Annotated in this window: 15 protein-coding genes; 10 read left to right on the top strand and 5 right to left on the bottom strand. The window is 41.8% G+C overall.

The window, feature by feature from the left end; all coding sequences use genetic code 11:
• Positions 1 to 17: 17 nt before the first annotated feature.
• The 6 genes from NZ848_RS05465 (at position 18) to NZ848_RS05440 (ending at position 8,918) form a co-directional block, all read left to right on the top strand.
• Positions 18 to 1,148: an AAA family ATPase gene (locus NZ848_RS05465; protein ID WP_259014672.1), complete on the top strand. Its 1,131-nt coding sequence runs from the start codon at positions 18 to 20 to the stop codon at positions 1,146 to 1,148.
• Entirely contained in the window at positions 1,121 to 1,858 is a 738-nt protein-coding gene (locus NZ848_RS05460; RefSeq protein ID WP_259014671.1) for a hypothetical protein, read from the top strand. The genes NZ848_RS05465 and NZ848_RS05460 overlap by 28 nt, the downstream gene beginning before the upstream one ends.
• 1 nt (position 1,859) lies before the next feature.
• Positions 1,860 to 4,277 (top strand): hypothetical protein, encoded by a 2,418-nt coding sequence (locus tag NZ848_RS05455; protein WP_259014670.1) that lies wholly within the window; start codon positions 1,860 to 1,862, stop codon positions 4,275 to 4,277.
• Positions 4,267 to 5,820 (top strand): hypothetical protein, encoded by a 1,554-nt coding sequence (locus NZ848_RS05450; RefSeq protein ID WP_259014669.1) that lies wholly within the window; start codon positions 4,267 to 4,269, stop codon positions 5,818 to 5,820. The genes NZ848_RS05455 and NZ848_RS05450 overlap by 11 nt, the downstream gene beginning before the upstream one ends.
• 450 nt (positions 5,821 to 6,270) lie before the next feature.
• Positions 6,271 to 6,756: a (2Fe-2S)-binding protein gene (locus NZ848_RS05445; RefSeq protein ID WP_259014668.1), complete on the top strand. Its 486-nt coding sequence runs from the start codon at positions 6,271 to 6,273 to the stop codon at positions 6,754 to 6,756.
• Positions 6,753 to 8,918 (top strand): xanthine dehydrogenase family protein molybdopterin-binding subunit, encoded by a 2,166-nt coding sequence (locus tag NZ848_RS05440; protein WP_259014667.1) that lies wholly within the window; start codon positions 6,753 to 6,755, stop codon positions 8,916 to 8,918. The genes NZ848_RS05445 and NZ848_RS05440 overlap by 4 nt, the downstream gene beginning before the upstream one ends.
• A 181-nt stretch (positions 8,919 to 9,099) precedes the next feature.
• Here NZ848_RS05440 and NZ848_RS05435 read toward each other — a convergent pair whose 3' ends face one another.
• Positions 9,100 to 9,231, bottom strand: coding sequence for a hypothetical protein (locus tag NZ848_RS05435; RefSeq protein WP_259014666.1), 132 nt, complete (start codon positions 9,229 to 9,231; stop codon positions 9,100 to 9,102).
• 642 nt (positions 9,232 to 9,873) lie between these two features.
• Here NZ848_RS05435 and NZ848_RS05430 point away from each other — a divergent pair.
• From NZ848_RS05430 to NZ848_RS05415, 4 genes are all read left to right on the top strand, one after another.
• Positions 9,874 to 10,704, top strand: a complete 831-nt coding sequence (locus NZ848_RS05430) for a sterol desaturase family protein (RefSeq protein WP_101728334.1) — start codon at positions 9,874 to 9,876, stop codon at positions 10,702 to 10,704.
• A 179-nt stretch (positions 10,705 to 10,883) separates the two neighbouring features.
• Positions 10,884 to 11,318: a hypothetical protein gene (locus NZ848_RS05425; protein ID WP_259014665.1), complete on the top strand. Its 435-nt coding sequence runs from the start codon at positions 10,884 to 10,886 to the stop codon at positions 11,316 to 11,318.
• Positions 11,319 to 11,358: 40 nt separating this feature from the next.
• Entirely contained in the window at positions 11,359 to 12,228 is an 870-nt protein-coding gene (locus NZ848_RS05420) for a cyanophycinase (protein WP_259014664.1), read from the top strand.
• A gap of 10 nt (positions 12,229 to 12,238) precedes the next feature.
• On the top strand, positions 12,239 to 13,015 hold the full coding sequence (locus NZ848_RS05415) for a DUF2490 domain-containing protein (RefSeq protein ID WP_259014663.1): 777 nt from the start codon (positions 12,239 to 12,241) through the stop codon (positions 13,013 to 13,015).
• Positions 13,016 to 13,087: 72 nt separating this feature from the next.
• On the opposite strand, the gene NZ848_RS05410 is transcribed toward NZ848_RS05415, so the two are convergent.
• Genes NZ848_RS05410 through NZ848_RS05395 form a run of 4 tightly spaced genes read right to left on the bottom strand, consistent with a single transcriptional unit; the run spans position 13,088 to position 20,487 of the window.
• On the bottom strand, positions 13,088 to 13,969 hold the full coding sequence (locus NZ848_RS05410; protein WP_253526330.1) for a DUF1684 domain-containing protein: 882 nt from the start codon (positions 13,967 to 13,969) through the stop codon (positions 13,088 to 13,090).
• A gap of 51 nt (positions 13,970 to 14,020) precedes the next feature.
• Positions 14,021 to 15,763: a tetratricopeptide repeat protein gene (locus NZ848_RS05405; protein WP_259014662.1), complete on the bottom strand. Its 1,743-nt coding sequence runs from the start codon at positions 15,761 to 15,763 to the stop codon at positions 14,021 to 14,023.
• A gap of 49 nt (positions 15,764 to 15,812) precedes the next feature.
• Positions 15,813 to 17,261 (bottom strand): RagB/SusD family nutrient uptake outer membrane protein, encoded by a 1,449-nt coding sequence (locus NZ848_RS05400; RefSeq protein ID WP_259014661.1) that lies wholly within the window; start codon positions 17,259 to 17,261, stop codon positions 15,813 to 15,815.
• Positions 17,262 to 17,310: 49 nt separating this feature from the next.
• A complete protein-coding gene (locus NZ848_RS05395) occupies positions 17,311 to 20,487 on the bottom strand; it encodes a SusC/RagA family TonB-linked outer membrane protein (protein WP_259014660.1) in 3,177 nt (1,058 codons plus the stop codon).
• Between the last annotated feature and the right edge of the window lie 107 nt (positions 20,488 to 20,594).

The following is a 20,594-nucleotide window of genomic DNA, read 5'->3' as shown; positions in this document are numbered from 1 at the left end:
AATCATCTAAAGTATATATGGCTACTGTAGAAAAATTAAACAAGGCATTAACGGAGCTTAAAAGCATTTTTGTAGGCAAGAACGAAATAATAGATTTATTAGGAATTGGCCTTGTAGCCAGAGAAAATGCCTTTTTACTGGGGCCTCCGGGAACAGCAAAAAGTGCCATTGTAAGAGCCTTGTCAGAAAGAATAGCACAGGGCAAAAATTTTGAATATTTACTTACCCGTTTTACGGAGCCTAATGAGATATTTGGCCCTTTTGATATTAAAAAGCTAAAGGAAGGCGAACTTGTCACCAATACAGAAGGCATGTTGCCTGAGGCATCAATGGTTTTTCTTGATGAGATTTTCAATGCCAACTCTGCCATTCTAAATAGCTTGCTGATGGCGCTTAACGAAAAGATTTTCAGAAGAGGCAAAGAAACCAGAAAACTACCGGCACTTATGTTTGTAGGGGCCAGTAACGTACTGCCTGAGGATGAAGCCCTCAATGCGTTACTTGATCGTTTCCTTATTCGTATTAAATGTGATTATGTTAACCCCGACCAGTTGAATGAAGTGCTCATAGCTGGGTGGAAATTAGAGAATTCTATTGCCAGCGAGCTTGCTACCATAGATGCAGAAGAGATAATACAATTACAGGCATTCTGCAAGAATGTAGAACTGAAAGGCATCCGCCAGCAATATGCAGACCTCGTGCACACCCTTAGAAACACAGGTATAAAAGTATCTGACAGAAGGGCTGTAAAACTTCAGAGTCTTATTGCCGCAAGTGCATTGATGTGCGGCCGTAAAGAGGCAACTCTTTCTGATTTATGGGTACTCAAATACATTTGGGATACCGAAGAACAGATAGAAGTGCTTGAAAGCATAATAAATAAGGTTATAGAGAAAGATACAAATGCAGCGGCACATCCGCAGGCCGCATTTAATAAGGCTCCGAATCCTGAGGAGGTAATTAAAGATGTGCGACAACTTGCCGAAAGATGGGAGGATAGCTCACTCTCTTTTGAAGAGAAAAATGTTATAAAAGATAAACTCCGTTACTTGCAGACCCGTTGCGACTGGATTAAGAACAACGAACAAAAACAATATATACAACAAGAAATTGAAGCCTTATGGCAGAAAATACTGCAAACCCTATAAAAGATTACCTGCTGGAGATACCTGCTGCCCATAAAGAAACATTGGGCTCCATCAGGCACTGGGACAATCTAAGGGCAGCTTTTGAAGGAGACACTCTATGGCTAAAGGATATTAACTCTGAGCAGGCTGACAGCGTTTTAATTAAAGGGCTGCCATATAGTAAAGTATATTATTTGAAAAACGGGCTTCTTTTTTTAAAAGATAGCCTTTTGCCGGTAAAGAAATTACCTCAGGGCATGCTGTGGTCGCCATTGGCTTACACTTTACCTTTAACGTTACCATCGTTTAACCATAATTATTTTGGTATAAGACAAAAAATTGCTATCAGAATAGTGGCTGCTGATAAAGAGCAGCCCGTTTTTGCCCTGCTTGCAGACAAAAAAAACGCTGGGGAATATATACAGACTGCGCCAAAAGTAAGGCTCAACAAGCTAAAATGGGTGGGCATCGACGATAATCTGCTCATTGCAGGTACACCATTACTGCCTTTGCCCGGGCGCACCTACTGGCTAAATAATGATTTTTTACTGCCATCAGGTTTTGAATTTGAATTACCTCTGCTTGCCAAAAAGCTAAAACAGCAGATAGACCCGATGAACAACATGGTTATTTTATGGCAGGATGACAACACTTACATACCTATAGAAAAAGAGGCTTTTGTGCAGCTCTCTATAAGTTCATTTCGTTTAACCTATCCGCAGGGTAACTAATATGGATTTTCAGAATTATTTCCAGTCGTATGACAATTATTTTTGGGAGTGGGAAAACGAATTACATGCGGCTAACAGCGTTTTTGAGACCCTTTCAATACCTGAAGGCAATACCATAGCCTACGAAAGCTTTGTGATGGAAACCCTTGAACTGCTTTCGTTAGATGGTTTCCCACCGTTTGGCTCATTGCTGCTGGCACTGATAGCCACAAACCCTACAGCTGAGGACTCACTCATTAACGTCTTTGAGATAATAGACAGGAGTCAGACTGTACAGAAAGCACAAGAATATCCAAAAAGTTTTACAAATGCCCATAACTTTCTGAAAACCCTTACTGAACTGCCTCCTGAATTAAAAACAGGCGATAAGAGAAAGCAAGTATTGCAGGCAATTTTTAAAGGCTGCCATAATCGGGTTGCAGATTATAAGGCACAAATTATAATGCGCACTTATAAGACTAATAAGCGTTTGCTTATAGAGTGCGCCGAAAAAAAGCTTTTTCCAGAAACTAATATTAAAAGAGACCTTCATACACTGGCATATTTGCATGTAAAATATCCTACAACTGAGTCTGTTTTAGCTGCTATAACAGGTTTACCTGAGCCACTGCCTGCGCTTAATGAAAGAATCATGGAGCAGGAACCCACCCCCGGGCCATCGCGAAGTTTTGTAGATGAGCTTATCCATGAGCGCAGGACATTCCAGATTGGCAGTCTTATTCATCGTATCTGGGGAGGGTTGAACATACCACTCCATCATTCTGCACCAAGCCACCAGCCTTTGGGTGGTGTATCCGACCTTGCCAATAAAGGTGATTTTGATAAATTGCTAATATCTGAGTTCGCCAATGATGATGAGGTTTTTATGACGCGTATTGCTAATAACGAAGCACTGTACTTAAAAAGAGAGGTACCTCCTGAGACTGACAAATTAGTACGCCTGCTGTTGATAGACTGTTCACTTAAAAACTGGGGTACTCCCAAAATACTTGCGTTCGCATCGGCTTTGGCAATTGCAACCCATCCAAAAACAGATATTGAATGCAGGATATTCACTTTGGGAAATGGATATAAGGAAGTAGTTGCAGAGACGGTTATTGATGTGATAGATGGCCTTAACAGTTTAGGTACAAAACTGGATACAGCTGCTTTACTTAATGAGATACTGACAATCAATACTGACCTGAAACACTCGGAGTTCTTTTTAATAACATCAGAAGATGCTCTTTCATCTACTGATATGCAACGAGCATTAAGCGAAAACTATGATAAGATAAAATATATAATTACAGTTGAGGCAGATGGGAATATTAACTTTTTTAAAGTACAAAACCGTGGAAGGAAACTGATACAGCATATTTATTTGCCGCTGGAAGAACTATGGAGCCAAAAGCCCTCACCTTCAGGTAAAACACAGCAGCCACACGCCACTAAAGTGAGGGGCAATACAACACCTGATTTGAATTACCCGATACTATTGCCACCACCTAAAAAGAGTATTGCCGTTTTCTCACTTAATAAAGACGTGTTTTACCAGCTTACAAATTCCGGACATTTGTTTAAAACTCAGGTAGAAATACCTGCTGATGCCCATCATTACTTTAGACATCTCAAAGGTGCAGAACTAATGCTCCAAAACCTTTCAGTCAGTCAAAACGGTAAGTATGCCTTAGAAGTAAATGAAGTTGGCGATTACATACTTGCCGCTTTTTATCCAAATAAAATGTATGTGAGTGTTCTCAATCTTAATACCGGAGAATTTCATAAGCAAAAAATCCAATTAAAAGGTCAAGCTTACGACTATTCAATTTTTTATAATAATGGCTTCTACCTTTTTAACAAAACTATAAAAGAAAACTTCAAATTAATTGTTCAGAACGAAGCACTGCATATCAAGCATGTTGAATCATTAGAACACTTAAATGGTTTTTTTATGGAGGTTAAAGAGAGGATTGATATATTTGAGAAAGGCAATGTTGGGAATGATATATTGCAGAACTTCAATCCTTTATTCGTCACGAAAAAAAAACAATTACATCTTGGTAAACATTGTCTCGCTTTTGATAAAAGATCTTCTAATTACACCCGAATCAGTTTAGTAACAAGCAGAGATTTTGTGCCCGCAATAGAAAGTGTCTATGAAAAAAAAGAAAACAGGTTTCTTTTTCCTGATGGCAGTATCATACAACGAGACAAGTTGGGGATGCTGATATTTATAAGTAGTGATAGGAGTATACCAACTTTCTACTTGCCTACTACACTGAATACTGAGCTGGCAATGGCCACAGACTCTTGTTTTGCAGGCAGTAAAGACTATTTTAAAGAAGAACCTGCGCATATGGAGATAATATCAGTAGAAGAATTTGAAAAGAGATTTTTACAGCCATTTATAAATACTATTCTAAGCCATGGTGTTTGAGATTAAGCCCTTTCATAAAAATAGTTTTCCCCGAAAGGGAATACTCATAAAAGGCTCTGATGCCCGGGAATGGCTGCAAGGCATATATAAATTGGGCATTGACCCTGAAAAGGCCCGGATATATGCACTGCCTGATAATACAGCCAATAAAATATTCGGTTGCCTTGTTGTACCCGAAAAGGGGATAGAACCTATCGATATTGGCAGTAACAACTATATGCAGTGTATCAATAACAAGCTTTTTATTCCTGAAAACACTATCACTTTTCCTGAAATCAGTCAGGCAGAATGGTCACGGCAATTTTCAGGCCATGCTTATGTAATGCATCCGCATATAGGTATGGTAGAACTAACAGAAGAAATTGACTGGAGCCAGCTAATAAAATTACCAGATGTAGCAGAGGCAGAAATAACGCGCCCTTCTGAAGGCATTTATATTCCTGATAAGCTTCACTCGATCAGTATACAGGCTGATGAAAACAGCCTTGCCAAAAGTATAGAAGAACAGGTAAAAACCGATGCGGCTTATGACCTGTCTTTAAATATTGATAAATTAATGAAGGGCAATCACAGGGAGGTTGATAAACTATTGGAACTTCTGAAGAAACATCCTGAAAAGGCTCTACTATTGGGTATTCCGCTTGATGTTATGGGTAGTTATCGCGGTGGAGGAGACGGAAAGTTTAAGTTTGGTAAAACGATAGGCGGAGAATCAAGAGAAGGGTCAAAAATTGGTCTGGCAGCCAGAATATGGGTATTGATTGCTGCCATAGTTTTTATAGCAGTATTTTTTACCAATAAAAAGGATGCTTCTTCAATCCCTGTAATTTTGATAGCCATCTGGTTAATTTATAAAGCCTTTAAGGCATCACCGGATGGAAACAGGCGTTCTTCCAGGGCTGCCAGAATAGATATGTCCAAATTTGAAACATTACAAAACCAATATGAAAAGCTTGCCAAAGATTTTGTTGCTCAGAAGGAATACCATAAGGCGGCAGCGGTCTATCTAAAATTGCTGAATAACCCGTTCATGGCAGGTCAGGTTTTAGAAGAAGGAGGCTACTATGGCGAAGCAGGAGCTATTTACCTGAAGCATTGCAAAGATAGAGACCGGGCAGCAACGTGTTTTGAGAAAGGCCGCCTATATATGAAAGCCATAGAAATTTATAAAGAATTGCAACAGCCTGAAAAAGTAGCCGACTTGTATACACTGCTAAAGAATTCGAAAGAAGCCAACCGCTATTATGAAATGGTTATTGAAGATTACATAAAAAACAAACAGTATGTAAGAGCCTCAATTATCTATCGTAAAAAGATGAAACAGCCTTTAAAAGGGCAAGCGCTTCTTCTGCAAGGCTGGCACCAGAACCTGGATGCCTACAACTGCCTTAATAATTACTTCGTAAACATTGAAAATACTGAACTGCTGATAAATGAAATAAGACGTTTTATGCCAATGAACTTGAAAAAAGCAAGCAAGAAACCTTTTTACAGGTTATCAAGATTGAATTTCATAAACACCCATCGATTCAGGTGCCTTTGAGGGACATTGCTTATGAAATTGTTGCTGACTGCATTGAAGCTCAGCCACGAATTGCATCCGAGCTTTTAAACTTTAATCCGAAGGACAAATCCCTGACTAAAGATATAATGAAGTTTAAGGCATCTAAAATGGGAAAACCATAACCTTAGGTGCTTTTTGCATGTGCAAAAGCATGAAAGGTGAAATCATAAATGTTTAAACCCGGTAATTAATAAAACCTACTACACCCAGCCCACACTGAAACAGTTATTTGACGCCAAAGGCAGCGATGGTGGCTACTACACGAACCGGGTTACAGCCATGCAAATTGCACAAGACGGATGTATTTTGTTTACACCGGAAACGCTCCGGTAGAAAGATTCATGGTATTTGTTTGGATTTTTAACTCATTAGTTTGATTTTAGAGAGGGCAAATGCCCATTTCAATAACCGGAAACTGATTAAATATCCATGAAGATAGAATTTATTGTAAACAATGTGCCAACTTCGGTGGACGTTGACCCTGATATGCCACTTTTATGGGTTGTCAGAGATGAACTGAACCTGAAGGCCACCAAATATGGTTGTGGCAAAGCCCTGTGTGGCGCCTGTACATTGCATGTGGATGGCAGCGCTGTCCGTTCGTGTTCTTTTCCGGTACAATACGCCGCCAATAAAAAAGTAACAACTTTAGAGGGCCTGTCTGTAAATGCAGAAAAGCTGCACCCTGTTCAGCAGGCCTGGATAGACGAAAACGTACCTCAATGCGGGTACTGTCAGCCAGGGTTCATGATGGCTGCCGCGCAACTGCTAGAGCAGAACGGTAATCCAACAGACGATGAAATAAAATCCGGTATCACCAATATATGTCGGTGTGGCACCCATCCCCGCATTTTTAAAGCCATCAAACGAGCCGCCGAAATCAAACAAAATACTCAAACAGACCAGAAATCATGACAACCAATAATACCAAAGAGTTTTCTCGTCGTAAGTTTTTCCAGAGGGGGGCTATTGTTCTGGGCGGAGTGGTGGTGGCCGGATATTTCGGTCGTGGTGTAATCAGAAGATTCGCTGCACAAATGGCTGAAACCCTGGATGCACCGGCATTGATAGACAAAAATGAACCCCTGGTATGGTTTGAGATTCTGGGCAATAATACGGTTCTCCTAAAATCGCCCAAAATAGAGATGGGTCAAGGCATTTTTACAGGTTTTGCCATGTTGGCAGCCGAAGAACTGGACGTGCTGCCTGAAATGATACAAGTAGTACATGCCAATACAGCTGACGGCCCCGTTGATAAAATCAGTACCGGGGGCAGCAGTTCTACGTCGTCGCTCTATGAAACCATCAGAGAAATGGCAGCCTATATACGAGAGATGCTGAAAGCAACAGCCGCTAAACAATGGGATGTAAACGTAGCTGGTATAAGCACCAAAGACGGTGTACTAACCGCTGGAACCCGGAGAATTACATACGGCGAACTTACGAAGTCAGTGAAGGACTGGGAAATGCCTTCTCAACCCGAATTAAGAACCAGAGACCAGTACAGATATATAGGAAAAGAAGTAAAACGCATAGACCTGAAACCAAAGGTATTGGGTGAGCCCGTATATGCCATTGACCACAGCATGCCCGAAATGGTTTACGCTACATTGCTGCAGTCGCCATATATAGGTGCTGGCGTAAAGACCATACAAACAGCAGAAGCCTTAAAGCAGACCGGCGTTTTGAGGGTAATTGAAGAAGATAATTTAATAGCGGTTGTGGCGAGCAATCGGTATGCAGCCGAAAAAGGTCTTGGAAAAATAAAAGTTGAATGGGATATCCCAAAAAAGTGGCAGCAGCAAGACATTGAGCAATTCACACAAGTGGGTAAAGGCAATGAGGTAAATGTTCAGAAAGAGGGGGTAACCAGAAGGCTACTGAAAGAAACCGGAAAAGCAGCCTTTACCCGCCAATACAGAACCTCTATAGGTGCCCATGCACACATGGAGCCTAACGGTGCCATTGCCGCTTTCAGTAAAGGTCAATTACAACTCATTGTCGGAACACAAGCCCCAGACCTGCTCAGAAAAGCGGTAGCCACTGCGCTAGACCTCCGGTCTAAACATGTTAAAGTACATTTAACTTATGCAGGTGGTGGCTTTGGCCGACGAATGGATGCCAAACTAGCTATTGCGGCTGCCAGAATATCCCGCTTAATGGGTAAGCCGGTGCACCTGTTTAATACCAGAGAGCAGGAGTTTCAGAGTGGCATTTATCGCCCGCAGACACATCATGTACTGGCAGCAAAAATCAATAGTGACGGCAGAATTGAAGCCGTAAGCCATAACCAGGCCACGCCTGACCAGATATTTGCGCAGATACCGGCCAATTTAGGGCCAACTATTCTTGGGGCCGATTTTATATCTGCGGGTCATGGGGCAAGTATCATGTACAACCTAGAAAATAAGTCGGCTACCATGTGGCATAATAAATTGCCGATAGAGGTAGGTATCTGGCGGGGTGTAGGTATGTTTGCCAATACCTTTGCCATAGAGAGCTTCTTTAACGAATTGGCACATGAAACCCGCAAAGACCCTATTGATATGCGCATAGAACTGTTGAAGGGAGATGAAAAGATAAATACCCGGTGTGTAAAAGTATTAGAAACCTTAAAAGCTAAAAGCGGCTGGATGCAGCCAAAAAAACTAGGACAGGGGAGAGGGGTGGCAATCTGCAACGACCGTAAAACCATTTCGGCAGTAGGGGCTGAGGTTAGCATTGACGGAGACAAGATACTTGTTAAACGAATTACCCAGGTAATTGATGCAGGGCTTGCCATTAACCCCGACGGCATACGGATGCAGGTAGAAGGAGCCACGATGATGGGCATAACAGCAGCCTTATATGAGCAGATAGAAATAAAAGATGGTGCAATTACCAATAGCAATTTTGATAAATACCCAATGGTTACCTTGGCCGATACCCCGGAAATCGAGGTAATAATCATTGAAGGAGAAGCCGTTCCGCTGGGGGTAGGAGAACCCCCACTGTCGCCCGTAGCGCCTGCTATTGCCGCGGCAGTATTTGATATTACCGGCAAAAGACTCAGAAGCTTGCCTTTGAAATTAGGGTAGATGACCAATGCAGGGTACGCGTATGTATGTTATCGTAGGTAAATTGGGCGATGCATTCACTAAAACTTTCTCTGAATTTCAAAAGATATAGTTTGGTTGTTGTTTTGTATAACCTGCTGAACGATGGAGGGTGTTCAAAACCTAAATCATACACAGTATCGCTGTAGGAATAGCTATCTGCCTACGTATGCCGTAGCGATAGCTGAACTATTATCTCAGGCTCACTGAATTTACCAATGTCTGGCCGGCATTCGTCGGCAATGTCTGATAATATCCTCCTGGTTATTTTTTCTTCTTTATCAGAAATAAACATAGCCTCATTAATTGAATAGCGGAACTAAGCATTCTGTTTAATATCCTTAGCCAGCCTGGCGTAAAAAAGCAACTGCGGGGCTATGAGTACTATCCATCCTGAGTGGCAGATAGTACTTTTTCTTCGGTATTTATTTAAAAACGCTGACCCGAGGCCATAAAAACCATCATATTTTCATCAAAATCACCTGTTTGTTGTCCGTATTGCAAATTCAAGCACATTTACCAGCGGGTGTAAGGGTTGAGGTAGCCCCTTAAAACAATCAGTATTTTTCATGTGTTCTGTGATTAACAAAGCATTTTTTAATCATGCAAATCGGCGTACTTACTAACGGAATGATATAACCGTATCTACTTTTATTGTACCAAAAAATAAGGTCTGAAATGCTCTAGCCAAAAGCGCCTGGAAATTTTATGAAAAAAGATGTAAAATTTCTTGGAAAACCAATGTCATATAATTTACTTTGCCTATCGATTAAGTAGACTAATAGAAGGTCTTAGATTTTGCCTTCGCAGGTGTCAGTCACTTCAACTTAATTGTATAAACAATGAAAAGTGCATAGGGTGGTGTCTTCAACACGGCCTTATCACAGATGAATTTCACCTGGAACCCTGAATTTTTTACCATTAAAATTTTTGTAATATGAAATTTACAGAAAGCACAATTTATTATGAGATTTTAGCGCTTCTCATATTTTTCAGCTTAGCTGAGTTTTTTACAGGCGCTTTTAAAAGTGGAAAATGGAACAAGAATGAGTGGCATATTACAGTGGCTGGTCTTGCGTTGTCAAGTGTAATTACTCGTCCACTTAGTTTCCTTTTTACCACTTACGTGCTAACCTATTTTTTCTCTGATTATGCAAATTACTTTGCCAATGTGCCTTTCTGGGCGGGTTTATTAATTACCTGTCTGCTTGAAGATTTTACGCAATACTGGTGGCATAGAGCGGCACATACTTATCCCTGGCTCTGGAAAGGGCATAGAGTGCATCACAGCGCACCTGAAATGAGCGTGTTGCTTTCCGGCCGAAATTCGTGGTTGTATTTATTGCTGTTTCCGTCCAGAATCGTTTCGGCAACTTTGGTTTTTCTGGGTTTTGGCGAAGCCTTCATTGTAGGTTATTTTCTGAAAATACTGATTGGCATTGCCTCTCATTCAAGTATTCCGTGGGACAAGCCTCTCTATAAAATCAAATGGTTGCATCCGCTGATGTGGGTGGTTGAGCGAGTGATTTCCACCCCTGCTACGCACCACGCTCACCATGCCGCCAACGACCATGATGGTATCGGCGTTGTAAATGGCAACTATGGTAATATGTTTTTTATATGGGATGTGATTTTTGGAACTGGTAAAATAACCAGACAATTCCCTGAAAAAATAGGTCTTGACGACTACCACGAAGAACCCTGGTATGTCCAACTGGGCTACCCTATATTCAAATCAACAAACGAAAAGAGTGAAATGTCTAAATAAGCAGGTTTTTTTAGCGCATAAACAGCTGTTTGAATCAGACGGCTGTTTTTATGGTACAAACCCGAATGAACTTGGGAACCTGACAAAAAGCAAAAACAGATTTTGATGCAATAGCCTGCTTATTGACAGCCATTGCTTATTTTTTATTCAGATAAAGGACCATTTTAACCCATAGTAATATGAAACCAACATTTACCGTTCTGCTCATAGCAATTACATTGCTTAGCCTATCTGCATTTGCACAGACACCCAAAGAAGAGACTTTTACGATTGAGGGTTATTATAGGGTAAAGTGGGGTTATCAGTCTGAATTTCTGGAACTCTATAAAAAGAACCATTATCCTTTACTTAAGAAAGCTATAGAAAAAGGAGATTTGTTAAGTATTAAATTAGATAAGCCTTTACAGCATGCTACTGAAGAAAGCCGCTGGGACTATCGAATTACCTTGGTATTTAAAAATGTGCAGGCAGCCTTTGACCCAAACCTGACTGAACCTTACAAGAAAACTTTATACCCTGACCAGCCAAAGTTTAAAAAAGAAGAATCCCGACGCTTTGAGATATTGGATGCCCATTGGGATGTATCAGTGGGTACAGAAAGCCTTGATAAGTAAATCAGGGCCTTTACTGTTTAAAACAAAACTTGTGTACACAATGAAAAGATATATACTAACCACACTTGCATTATTCCTTGTTTGTCGTTTTGCATTTTCTCAGCAATCGGCAAGCTCTTTTATTGGCCCTGAAAGGGGTTCTCTGGTGATAGTAGGTGGAGGAAAAGTGCCTACTGAAATATGGGCAAAATTTATTGAACTGGCAGGGGGTGAAGGCGCAAATATTGTAGTTATCCCGACAGCACAAGGAGATTCAAGTATAATAGCCAGCAAAGGGTTTTCGCCTGAAAAAGAATTGTTAGAGAAGTTTGGTGTTGCTTCAGTTACGGTTTTGCACACAACCAATCCGAATGAAGCTAATTCTGAAACCTTTGTATTACCCCTGAAAAAAGCTACAGGCGTGTGGTTTGTTGGGGGTAGACAATGGCGCCTGGCAGATTCTTATCTGAATACGCTTACACACAAGGCGCTCAAAGAATTATTAGGCAGAAATGGGGTAATAGGAGGTACTTCAGCCGGAGCCACTATCCAAGGTTCTTTTTTGCTAAGGGGTGATACAAAAGCCAATACAGTTCTTGAAGGTAACCATGTTCAGGGGCTTGATTTTATTCATAATGTAGCTATCGACCAACATATATTACCACGAAACCGGCAGTTTGATTTAATTCCCATTATCAGAAAGTATCCTTTTTTGCTAGGAATAGGTATTGATGAAAGCACTGCTATTGTAGTCAAACAGAATCAGTTTGAAGTAATAGGTAATTCAGTGGTGGCTATTTATGATGTAGCTAATTTTGATGGGAAAAAAGAAAACCCCTCTGGGGAATCAGGTAATAACGGGCCATTTTTCTTTTTAAGTAAAGGTCAGAAGTTTGATTTGAAAGAACGAAAAATCATAAAAACCAAATAGTACCCATTTGATGAAAAAAATACTGCTGATTTTGATTATTTCATTAGTTTTCACTCAAACCTACTCACAAAAGGAATATCAGCATAATATAGTCTGGGGGCGGCTGGTCTTGACTGATACAATAAGTAAAAAATTACGCTGGGAGGTTTACCTTCAACACAGAAGGCAGAATACCCAACAAACAAACTGGGATGTATTGGCTCAAAGCCAGTTTACCAGTTATTGGCTATGGCTACATTATAACCTGACACCTACCGTCAGGCTTTCTTTATCTCCGATCGGCTATTTTAAAAGCTGGGTACTCATTAATCAGCCTTCAGACCTTGAGAAAGAGCCAGTAAATGAATGGCGTGTTTCAGGAAGGATTGAGCAAGAGGTAAAAGGTAAATTCTTTAATACCTATAATCGGTATGGATTAGAATACCGGCAGCGAGACTTACTAAATAACGGGATATTCAGACCTAATTTTCGGGTGCGCTATATGTTAAGATTTGAGAAGCCAATCACATTTTCATTTTTGAAGAAGCCCCTCACTACTGTTGTAAATGACGAAATATTTATTCAGTTCGGTAAAGCAGTAAAAGGTAACCCAAATATTTTTGACCAGAACCGATTATATGCAGGATTAAATTATCCGTTTAACAAATACCTTAAGGGAAGTTTGGGCTATGTTTGGGGGATTCAGTCTCGTATTTCAGGCAAAGAAATAGATTATTATAATTTTCTATGGGGTATCCTGACTATTGATAATTTATCAGCAGTTTTCAAAAAAAATAGGTATAATTGAACAAACAGGCTATTTTCAACCCTTATAGGGGTTACCCATAGGGATTGAAAACAGCTGCTTGAATAGGTTAGTTTAATGATTTCCGCTGTATTTCTCACCCGCTTTAATCGCTACCGTCAGTTGATTCTCTTTAACCGGAAGCGGGCAGGTGGCATACGGTGTAAAAGCACATGGCGGGTTATATGCCTTATTGAAATCTAAATAGATGTTACCCTCTGCATCCGGGGCTTCGGCATCCAGAAATCTGCCTGCTCCATACGTTTCGTGTTTGCTGGTGGCATCGCTGAATACAACATGCAAGCGTTCTTTCTTGCCTGTTGCAGCTAAACTATACTCTTTACCATCAAGAGTAAATACCAGTTTCCCTGGCGAATCCTGTTCGTAAGTTCTTCCGGTAATATCTGTAATGCTCAGTTTTTTGCCTTCAGTTGGTACAAACCGGGTTTTTACTTTCCATGCTTCGTTAATCGGGAAAGTCTCAATGCCTTTAAAACCCAACAGGTATTCTCCTTCTAGATCTCTCAGCCGGATAGCATATTTATCACCTCTCTGAATAATAAACCAACGCAAGGTTTTATGTTTTAAAACCGTGGGTTTAAAGCCGTTATACGGAAAAAGCGTTGTTTCCAATATAGGGTCATTGCCTTGTAAGACTACCGCATTTGGTGCGGCTTCAAAAGTAATTTGCCCTTTCTTTAAAATTATTTTTCCGATAAAAGGTGCTGAATGGTCGGCTGGGAATACGATAGAGTTCTTTTTATCCCCTCCAATCGTATTTTCCCCTTCTTCCAGCCAGAATAATCCGGCCAGATTCAGCCAACCTTCTTCACTTTTCAGGTTTTCTATTCTTTTCTGTTGCCAGCTTTTAATAGATGTTTCGTAAGGAGTTTCTACCACAAACGAGAACGCTGCCAATGGTAGTAGTAGCGCCAGACATTTTATGTACTTGTTCATAAGAATTAAATTTTGATGTGAATAAATGTGTATGATAAAACAACAGATTGATTACAACGGGAAAAGGCTTTTATCGCCATACTTTAGTACTTCATTGAGTTTTTCCTTGTACTCGTGAAGTTTGTGGTGGTCATTTTTTTGTTTATAGACCTTGCATAGCCCCCATATACCATTAGCACTGTTAGGGTGTTTTTTAAGAAGTTGCTGATATGTTTTTTCAGCTTTATCAAATTTGCCAGCTTTCAGATGGGCTTCAGCCAGGCTAATCAGCACAGGCCGGGCATAGGTAGGTGGCTCGCTATAGCCTAGATCCTCTTCTTTTTGTGTAGCTAACTCAAGTGTTTCTATAGCAGCATCATAGTTGCCTTCAGCACTTTGTATGACTCCCTGCAATTCCAAAGATGCCACATTCAAGTCGCTTACTCTCCTGGCATTCATCTGGTCTTGGGTTGCAGATTGATTTAGGTTTCTCCAGAGGTGAGCATCTAATGCTTCTGAATGCTGGCTGGCAAGAGCAATGTTGTTTGCTTTTATGGCAGCCATTCCGGAGGCAAAATGGAAAAGCGCGTTTTTGTAAGCAATGGCTTTATTGGTAAATAGACTATCTTTGTCTAGTCTAATGGCCGCCAATTTATCCGCCGCTCTTTGATAGAAACCAAAGCATAGTTCCATCTTGGCAGGCGCAATCACCCCCTGATAGAAAAATCTGCCTTCAAATTTTCTTTTTCGCTCCTTCGTGGCAGGCATATTTTTCAGCTTTTCAGCATAGTATAGCGCAGTGTTATACCTACCGTCTTCGGCGCAGTTAGAAAGCAGATAGTTAATGTTATGTATGTAATTCCAGGCATCAACCTCTGGTATTTTCTGATCTTTCATATAGGCCGAATCTACTTTTACAGCCGCAATAAAAGATTCATAGGCTTTCTGATACTGGCCTGCTTTGTAATACACGTGTCCTGGCATGTGCACCATGTGTCCTGAATTAGGCGCAAGTCTTGATAGCGTTTCAGCACTTTGAAAGGCGTCTTCCGGACAGCAATTTTCTTTCAGATGAATCCAGTAATGATGGGCTGCGGCATTGTCAGGTTGATTCCGCAGAATATCTTTCAGCAAATACTCTGAATAAAGCTGTCCTTCGCGAGGATTCAGCTTTGTGTCATAACCAGCCATTTTACTAAGAGCCAGAAATAATTGCGCATCCACATCTTCAGGATATTTGTGAATAATCAATTCTAACTTAGATTGATACGCAGCTTTACCACCTGTTTTCTCATCATCTCTTAGTATAATGGCTTCAGCGTACAGTTTTTCTCTGTCACTCGCTTTCTCCTTTAATTGTTTGATTTTAGCTAATGCCAGTTTCTGGTCGGGTTTAAACTCATCTCCTTCTATCGCACCAATGGCACTATACAAACCATAATAAGGCATGATAGCTAAGGAATCGTGCTTAATAGCTTCCTTAAAAGCCCGATAGGCCTCAAAGTCCCAGAAGCAGTGAAGTAATGCTATGCCCTGATTAAAATACTGCTGGGTCTTAGCCGATTTAGTACTGATTTTAAAATTTACCTCTCCAATACCCTTAAAGAGTACTGGAGGAGGTAAATTAGGTACATAGACGGTTTCTTTACGGTATCCTAAAATATGCTCCAGATGACTATGGTTGTCATGGGTTACGCCTCCGTCATGTGCTTCAGCCTGGCTGCTTGTGTGGTTCTCATGCTGGTTTTCACCTACACGGACCCGCTGGGCATATATTCCGATTGGAATCAATAGAAAGAAAAGAAAACGTAACATAGCTCTTTTAGTTTTTGAGTAAATAAGGTTCAACAAGAGTAAAAGAGGCTTATTGAAGCAATAGCCTGTTTGTTACTATTTCTACATTGGGCAGTGGGAATATGTAATTATCCTGCGACGGTTTCACCTCGGGGGCTGTCAGAGAACTGCTTGACTTGGCAGGAAGCGGCAGCAGATTCCTAAGCAAATCGTTCGACCGGAAGCCTTCACCCAGTAGCTCAATTCTGCGCTCGGTAAGAATGGTATTTACCAATGCCGGCGCTGTTGATATGGCCGAGGTCGGGAACTCATAAGTAGCATCAGAACGATTACGAACAGCCTTTAACAGTTCTGTTGCTTTCTTCAGGTCTCCGGTTTGTGCTGCAGCTTCGGCATAGTTCAGTAATACCTCTGAGTACCTGATAACCGGCATGTAGTCCAGAAAAGGAGACGGTTTATTATATTTGGTCAGAAACTGCACGCCTGATGCCGTACGGGCAAATGTCCTTCTCAAATCGGTAGATTTCCATTCTTTATCACCCCATATACCCGTTGGGTTAAGGTTATATTCTGCGTTAGCATTAAATACATACGGGAACGACGGCTGACCTGTAACGTTATCCAGTTCGGTCATCGGAATAGAAAGGATAGACTCTGTACTGGTATAATTGGTAGTGAAAATCTCAACAATGTTTTGCAACTTATGCACCACACCAGATGAGGCAGTAAACGGTGCAGCGGTTGAAACAATCTTCTTCGCTTCTTCAATTACCTTCTCATAATTACTGCTGTTTAGATACACGCGCGTTTTTAACGCTATGGCCGTGTTGCGGTGGGCGCGGGTGGTATTCAGCAAGGCTGTTGCGTAGGTGAGGGGCAAATCTGCTTCAGCTTCATTGAGGTCCTTGATAATCTGTGCATATACTTCTGCTACTGAGCTACGCTTTAAGTCATTATTCGCAGTTGATTTTTCAGCATTCAGGCGCAGAGGTAATCCTGGCGAAGCGCCCTTGTTTTCATTATAGGGGCGGGCATACAGAGTTACCAAAGCATAATAGCTCAAAGCTCTTAGGAACTTAGCCTCTGCTGTATACTGTTTATTGAGGGTTTCGCTAACTACCTTCGGATTATCCTTCAAGCCCTGAATCAGAATATTGGCATTATTAATGGTTCTGTAGCCTGCTTCCCAAAAACCGGCCACAAAGTTTGAACCCGAATTTAAGGTCTGGCTCCAGGCTTCAAATGCCGTAAAAGTATTACTGGTTCTGTTGATGAACTCCTCTCCGCGAGCCTCAGTATAGATGTAATAGTTGCCTCCATAAAAGTTAGATGATTTGGCAGCTTTGTAAATACCATTCACAAGGCCCAGAATACGGTCGGGGGTATCGAATGCGTTTACGCCGCTAATGGCTGTAATGGGTGCCGGATTAAGTTCTTTCTCCTGGTCGCAGCCTGAGAGTATAAAAAGTGAACCTGCCAGCAGGCCTGCTAATGATATATTTCTGGATATAAGTTTCATTGTTCTTACGATTTTAATTGTATATATGCTCTGACTATGGTTCAACAGGTCAGAAACTTACATTGATACCAAATGTGAAAGTGCGCGCCTGCCCAACCGAGTTTTTCTCTACACCCGGCGTTGTATTGGAATTACCATTGACAGAAGACTCAGGGTCTGTACCCGAATATTTGGTAATTAGAAATAGGTTAGCTCCCTGAACGTACACGCGCACTGCCGACAAGCTGATTGAAGACAAAGCCTGCGAATTAGGTAGGCGATAGCCCAGAGAAGCATTTTGCAGGCGTATAAAGTCTGCTTTCTCGGCATTGGCAGAAACAGGGAACGAAGAACCGCTTGAGGTCTGGTCGTTATAAACCAATCTGGGTATATCAGTAATATCGCCCGGTTTTTGCCAGCGGTTCAGTATCTCGGTTGAATTGTTATATGCTCTCTGGTCTAGCAAAGTAGCACGGGTACCGTTCATGATATAATTACCGCCTGAATACGAGAGATTAATACCCAGGTCGAAGTTTTTATATTTGAAATTATTAGCCAACCCTCCGTAAAAGGTAGGCAAGGCATTGCCTATCAGGTAATAATCGGCACCGGTAATGGCAGGCGCTTTTGTGCCGTCAAGGTAAGTCCATTGGCTTTGGCCCGGTAACACTACCTGACTGAACTGTACTTGTTCTCCCTTGGCATTGATAAAAATGCGCTGCCCGTTAGCCGGATTCACACCTGCAGTTCTGGCACCGTACAAGCTACCTACCGAATGCCCTACACGTGTAATGTTGGTGGTTTCATAGGCTACGTGTGTAGTACCTATTATATCGGTATTGCCGTCAGCCAGCGCTGTAACTCTGTTTTTAAGCGTAGTAATATTGAATGAGGCATTCCACGAAAAATCTCCCTTGCGCAAAATGCTGGCATTAATGCCTAACTCAAGACCCCGGTTATACATAGAGCCCACATTGCCTAGAATGGCATTGCCAGGAATCCCCTTTGATACGGCCTGCGGCGCGCTTAATATCAAACCATCAACATCGTTGTTAAAATAAGTTGCCTCCAGTTGTATGCGGTCGTTCAGAAAACCCAGCTCTGCACCTATGTTGGTTTGCTTGCTGGTTTCCCACCCTAAGTTTGAGTTTCCAGCCTGTGCAATAGCCCAGGTAGCCGCATTGCCGTACAATGAACCGCTGTATAGTTCAAGAGAACTGTATTCGTTGCTTAAATTGCCGTTCCCGACTCTGCCCCAGCTGGCTCTCAGTTTCACACTGTTAAGTACTCTTGCCAGAGAAGAGTTTTTGTAAAATTCTTCGTCAGAAAGCTGCCAGCCACCAGATACACCACCAAAGTTGCCCCATTTACGGCCGGTACCCAGCGCAGAGTTACCGTCGCGGCGGAAGTTGAAAGTAACAAAGTATTTTTTACTGAAGTCGTAGTTCAGGCGGGCAAAGGAAGAAAGAAATACACGTTGGCCGATTTCGTTGTTGGAAGCGGCAATTGCGCCCCAGTTACCCTGATAATTCTCGAAGAAAGGGTCAGAAGTCTGCGTTCTTGAAGCACCCCATGAAGACACATCAAATTTCTGGATGTCGTAGCCTATCAAGGCAGCTACGCTGTTTTTTGCCCCAATAGAAAAGTTATAACCTAAGGTGTTTGTCCAGTTCCAGTTGTCTCTCAGACCTGAGGTATTCGTAGCATTCCCTCTGCTAGAAAACCCATTTCCCTGAATCGCGCTGTCGAAACTCACCGTTTCTGTTTTAAGCCGGTCTACCGCATAGGTAGTCGTAAACTTCAGGTTTTTAATGATTTCGGCATCAAGCGTAAAGTTGGCAATCACCCGGTCGTTGGCAGAGGTATACCTGTTTTCGTTAAGCAAGGCCACCGGGTTACCCCAGTTACTGATAAACTTATTGTTGCCCACGCCAATGGTATTTGGGCTTGCCGGGTTTACATTGTAGCTTCCGTCGGCATTAAACGGCCCTACATTGGGTGGAAGAGCAATGGCTAAACGTGCTACCCCAACCAGAAAGAAATTGGAATTAGGCAATGAACCGGCATAAGGTGATTCATTAAAGCTGGTGTTATAAGACAAGCCGCCTTTGAACTTCAACCATGAGGTAAGCTCCTGGTCGATATTGAAACGAACCGCCTTTCTGTTGAATTCATTGCCTACCAGAAAACCATTCTGTTTGGTAAAGTTTGCTGAAAAGTAATAGTTTGTTGATGCAGTGCCACCCGACACGCTTAAATTATGACTTTGTGAAACCCCCTGGCGGTAGATGTAATCGTACCAACGGGTATCTACTGGTTTGTTGCTGGCATCGGTATTAGGAAAAAACAGGGCAGATGCCACGTTGTCGTTATTGGCATTGCCACCTAGTACTTTAGCATTTAAAACTGCCTCATTTTTAATGGTTATAAACTGTTCTGCATTTAAAAGCTCGTGCAAACGGGTAACATTAGATACCCCTGCCCATGCTTCGTAGGTGATACGCGGTTTGCCGGTTTTACCCCTCTTGGTAGTAACCAGGATGACACCTCCGGCTGCACGTGAGCCATAGATTGCGGTTGAGGCAGCATCTTTCAGTACGTCTATCGATTCAATATCAGCCGGGTTGATGTCTCCCAAAGGGTTATTGGGTACGGCTGTGCTGGTAGATATATTACCGGTGTTGATAGGTATACCATCTACCACCACTAAAGGATACGAACTTAAAGAGATGGAATTAACCCCACGTATACGGATAACCGGCGGGTTGTTTAACACACCATTGGGCTGTGCTATGTTTACCCCGGCGGCACGGCCAGACAGCGCCTGGTCAAAACTCTGAATAGGTTGTTCTTTTACCACGTCTCCGCTAACCCTTGCTGCCGAACCTGTAAATTCTGCTTTGGTTTGGGTGCCATAGCCAACTACCCTTACTTCGCTGAGTAATTTTGCTTCTGATACCAAATCAACAGAAATTGAGGCGCTATTGCCCACCACTTTTTCAATGGTAGAATAGCCTATAAAGGAGAAGACCAGTGTGCTGCTTTCTGCAGCCTGAATCTTATAGCTACCTGTTAAATCAGTAACGACACCGGTGTTGGTGCCTTTTACTGTTACCGAAACACCCGGCAGCGCATCGCCGTTGTCTTTGTCCTTTACTGTGCCGGTTATAGTTTTTGACTGCGCAAAAACATGAGCAGATAAATGAACTAAAATCAATAAAGTAAATGTAAACCTGTTAAATTTCATGATGTGCTGTTTGATTAATTGACCGAAAATTCTGAGATATAATGGTAAATGATGTAGTTGGTAGCGTTCAGCTATCTGGAAAATGCTTCTTAACAATGGCAGTTCTG

The sequence above is a fragment of the Emticicia fluvialis genome (assembly GCF_024793945.1).
In the GTDB taxonomy this organism is placed as follows: domain Bacteria; phylum Bacteroidota; class Bacteroidia; order Cytophagales; family Spirosomataceae; genus Emticicia; species Emticicia fluvialis.
The sequence above is the reverse complement of the archived record's forward strand: the minus strand, read 5'-3'. Positions and strand labels throughout refer to the sequence as shown.

What these genes read in the sequence shown, in the direction of transcription:
- NZ848_RS05465 (WP_259014672.1), top strand. Translation starts at nt 18, where the DNA reads ATGGCTACTGTAGAAAAATTAAACAAGGCATTAACGGAGCTTAAAAGC.
- NZ848_RS05460 (WP_259014671.1), top strand. Translation starts at nt 1,121, where the DNA reads ATGGCAGAAAATACTGCAAACCCTATAAAAGATTACCTGCTGGAGATA.
- NZ848_RS05455 (WP_259014670.1), top strand. Translation starts at nt 1,860, where the DNA reads ATGGATTTTCAGAATTATTTCCAGTCGTATGACAATTATTTTTGGGAG.
- NZ848_RS05450 (WP_259014669.1), top strand. Translation starts at nt 4,267, where the DNA reads ATGGTGTTTGAGATTAAGCCCTTTCATAAAAATAGTTTTCCCCGAAAG.
- NZ848_RS05445 (WP_259014668.1), top strand. Translation starts at nt 6,271, where the DNA reads ATGAAGATAGAATTTATTGTAAACAATGTGCCAACTTCGGTGGACGTT.
- NZ848_RS05440 (WP_259014667.1), top strand. Translation starts at nt 6,753, where the DNA reads ATGACAACCAATAATACCAAAGAGTTTTCTCGTCGTAAGTTTTTCCAG.
- NZ848_RS05435 (WP_259014666.1), bottom strand. Translation starts at nt 9,231, where the DNA reads ATGTTTATTTCTGATAAAGAAGAAAAAATAACCAGGAGGATATTATCA.
- NZ848_RS05430 (WP_101728334.1), top strand. Translation starts at nt 9,874, where the DNA reads ATGAAATTTACAGAAAGCACAATTTATTATGAGATTTTAGCGCTTCTC.
- NZ848_RS05425 (WP_259014665.1), top strand. Translation starts at nt 10,884, where the DNA reads ATGAAACCAACATTTACCGTTCTGCTCATAGCAATTACATTGCTTAGC.
- NZ848_RS05420 (WP_259014664.1), top strand. Translation starts at nt 11,359, where the DNA reads ATGAAAAGATATATACTAACCACACTTGCATTATTCCTTGTTTGTCGT.
- NZ848_RS05415 (WP_259014663.1), top strand. Translation starts at nt 12,239, where the DNA reads ATGAAAAAAATACTGCTGATTTTGATTATTTCATTAGTTTTCACTCAA.
- NZ848_RS05410 (WP_253526330.1), bottom strand. Translation starts at nt 13,969, where the DNA reads ATGAACAAGTACATAAAATGTCTGGCGCTACTACTACCATTGGCAGCG.
- NZ848_RS05405 (WP_259014662.1), bottom strand. Translation starts at nt 15,763, where the DNA reads ATGTTACGTTTTCTTTTCTTTCTATTGATTCCAATCGGAATATATGCC.
- NZ848_RS05400 (WP_259014661.1), bottom strand. Translation starts at nt 17,261, where the DNA reads ATGAAACTTATATCCAGAAATATATCATTAGCAGGCCTGCTGGCAGGT.
- NZ848_RS05395 (WP_259014660.1), bottom strand. Translation starts at nt 20,487, where the DNA reads ATGAAATTTAACAGGTTTACATTTACTTTATTGATTTTAGTTCATTTA.